This is a genomic window from Actinoplanes oryzae (genome assembly GCF_030757795.1).
Taxonomy (GTDB): Bacteria; Actinomycetota; Actinomycetes; order Mycobacteriales; family Micromonosporaceae; genus Actinoplanes.
Genome location: NZ_JAUQWH010000328.1, coordinates 1 through 2,307, shown reverse-complemented (window position 1 = coordinate 2,307; position 2,307 = coordinate 1). Strand labels below are relative to the sequence as shown.

The following is a 2,307-nucleotide window of genomic DNA, read 5'->3' as shown; positions in this document are numbered from 1 at the left end:
AAACACCAGTCAACCACCGACGAACGATTATGAGGAACCGCCGCCGCCATACGGCGAAATCGGCGAGAGTCCCCCACCGTACGCGGACGCTACTACCAAAGTGGACGGTCCAGGTGAACCCCAGGCGACGGGCAACCAACAACCCGCCCCGGGCACCGGCTCCCCCGGCACCGGCTCCCCAGCCCCCGCTACGACCCAACCGCCCGCAAACGCCACAAGCCAGCCTCCGCCCACCGCCTTCACCACGGTGGCGCCGCCGGCCGCGCCGGCCGCGACCCCCGCCCCGAGCCCCGCAACAGCCTCGCCCACGCCGAACACCGCAGCCGGATCGCCGACGCCGAGCCCCACAGCCGGATCGCCGACACCCCACGCCACCGGCGGCTCTCCCACGGCCGGCTCACCCACGGGCGGCTCACCCACGGGCGGTCCCACAGCGGGTTCCCCCTCGCCCAGCCCCACCGCTGGATCCCCCACGCCGCAACCCGCAACGGGGGCGCCGACGGCCAATCCTGTGGTGGGCGCGCCCGCGCCCAGCCCGGCAACCTCCACGCCAACGCCGCGCGATGTCGCAAGCCCCGCCCCGGCTCCCACCGCCAACCCCGCTGCCTCCCCCGCGCCGACCGGCGCGCCCGCGACCTCGCCCACCGGAGCGCCCGCGCCTGCAACCTCGCCCACCGGAGCGCCCGCGCCCCAGGGCCTGCCCGGCTTCGACACCACGGTCGTCGCCCCACCCGCAGCCGCGGCACCGGCACCGGCACCGGCACCGGCAGCAGCCCCTGTCGAGGCCACTGCCCCCGCGCCAGCCCCCGTCGAGGCCACTGCCCCCGCGCCCGCCCCGGCCGGGGCGCAGAACCCCCCGCCGGTCGGCGCCCCCGACCAGGCCGCCCAGAGCAACCCGGCACAGAGTCCGCAGGTCTCCCCCGCGACATCACCCCAAGGCACCCCAGCCACCTCGCCGCAAGGCACTCCCGCCACGTCGCCCCAGGGCAACCCGACCACATTGCCGCAGGGCACTCCCGCCACGTTGCCGCAAGGCACTTCCACCACGTCGCCCCAGGGCGCTCCGGCGACTTCGCCCACGACTGGCGTGAATCCGCCGAGCGCCCCCGGCACTGCAGCGAATCCGGCCCCAGCCACCTCGACCAACCCGGCGCAGAACCCGGCCACGGTCCCAAGCCAGAGCGCGCCGGCTCAGCCCGCCGCCCCCATCGACACCACGGTGGACACTCCGACGGCAGCTGCGCCGGTCACCGCACCCCAAGCCGGACCAGTCAACGCGCCGCAAGCCGCGCCAATCAGCGCCACCACCCCGACCAGCACCGACACCCCCACCGCAGCGCCGACAGCCACCCCGACCGGCAGCACATCCACTGGCAGCACGCCGGCCACAGCAGCCCCCACCGGCACGGCACCAGACACGGCGACCCCGACCGGCACGACGCCGAACACAGCCGTCACGACCGGCACGGCACCGAACACAGCAGTCCCAACCGGCGCGATGCCGGCCGCAGCCGCTCCGAGTGCGATGCCCGCGACCGGCGCCGGCCCGGCGACGGCGTCCCAAGCGCAGCCGAGTGCGACGCGTTCTCCCGAGAGCAGCAGCGCCACCCCCACCGGCGACTCCCCGGCAACCCGGGCGAACCCCCGCGACCTCCCGCCGCTGGACACCACGGTTCCTCCGGCCACCGCGGACGTCTCGCCGCTGACCGAGTCGGACCTGGCCGTCGACCTCACCGACTCCCCGGTCTCGCCAATCGACAGCCGATCCGACACCGAGCCCGAAAACGAAACCGAGACCGCGCCGGCACCGGCACCGGCACCGGAAACCGCACTCGCACCCGCGCCGGAAGCCACACCCGGGACCGCACCCGCGCCCGAGACCGCGCCGGAAACCACACCCGAGAGCGCACCCGCAGCCGAAACCGCGCCGGACACTGCACCCACAGCCGAGACCGCATCCGACACCGCACCCGCGGCCGAAACCGCACCCGCCCCGGCGCCGGCAGAAAGCACGGACACGGCCACCGGCCCGGCCGCCCCGCCCACCGTGCAGACCCCCTCGCGAGCGCCGAAGGGCAAGGGCCCCGCCAAGTCAGCCCCCAAGTCCACCGGATCCCGGCCAACCACCACACCAATGCCGGCCGTCCTCGGTAACCGTGGCTCGGCACCTTTCCGTGCCGCCCAACAGACCTACGGCCTGCAGCAGGTAGGCGAACCGCGCCGCATCAACCCGGTCCCGCCACGCGACGCGACCACCGCCGACAAACCCGCCTACCTGGCCACGGTCCCGGTCACACCCGGCACTGA

Annotated in this window: 1 protein-coding gene; it reads right to left on the bottom strand. The window is 75.3% G+C overall.

Annotated elements, in window-relative coordinates:
* Positions 1–1,191: 1,191 nt before the first annotated feature.
* A complete protein-coding gene (locus tag RBH18_RS43655) occupies positions 1,192–1,614 on the bottom strand; it encodes a hypothetical protein (protein WP_306216404.1) in 423 nt (140 codons plus the stop codon).
* Positions 1,615–2,307 lie beyond the last annotated feature (693 nt).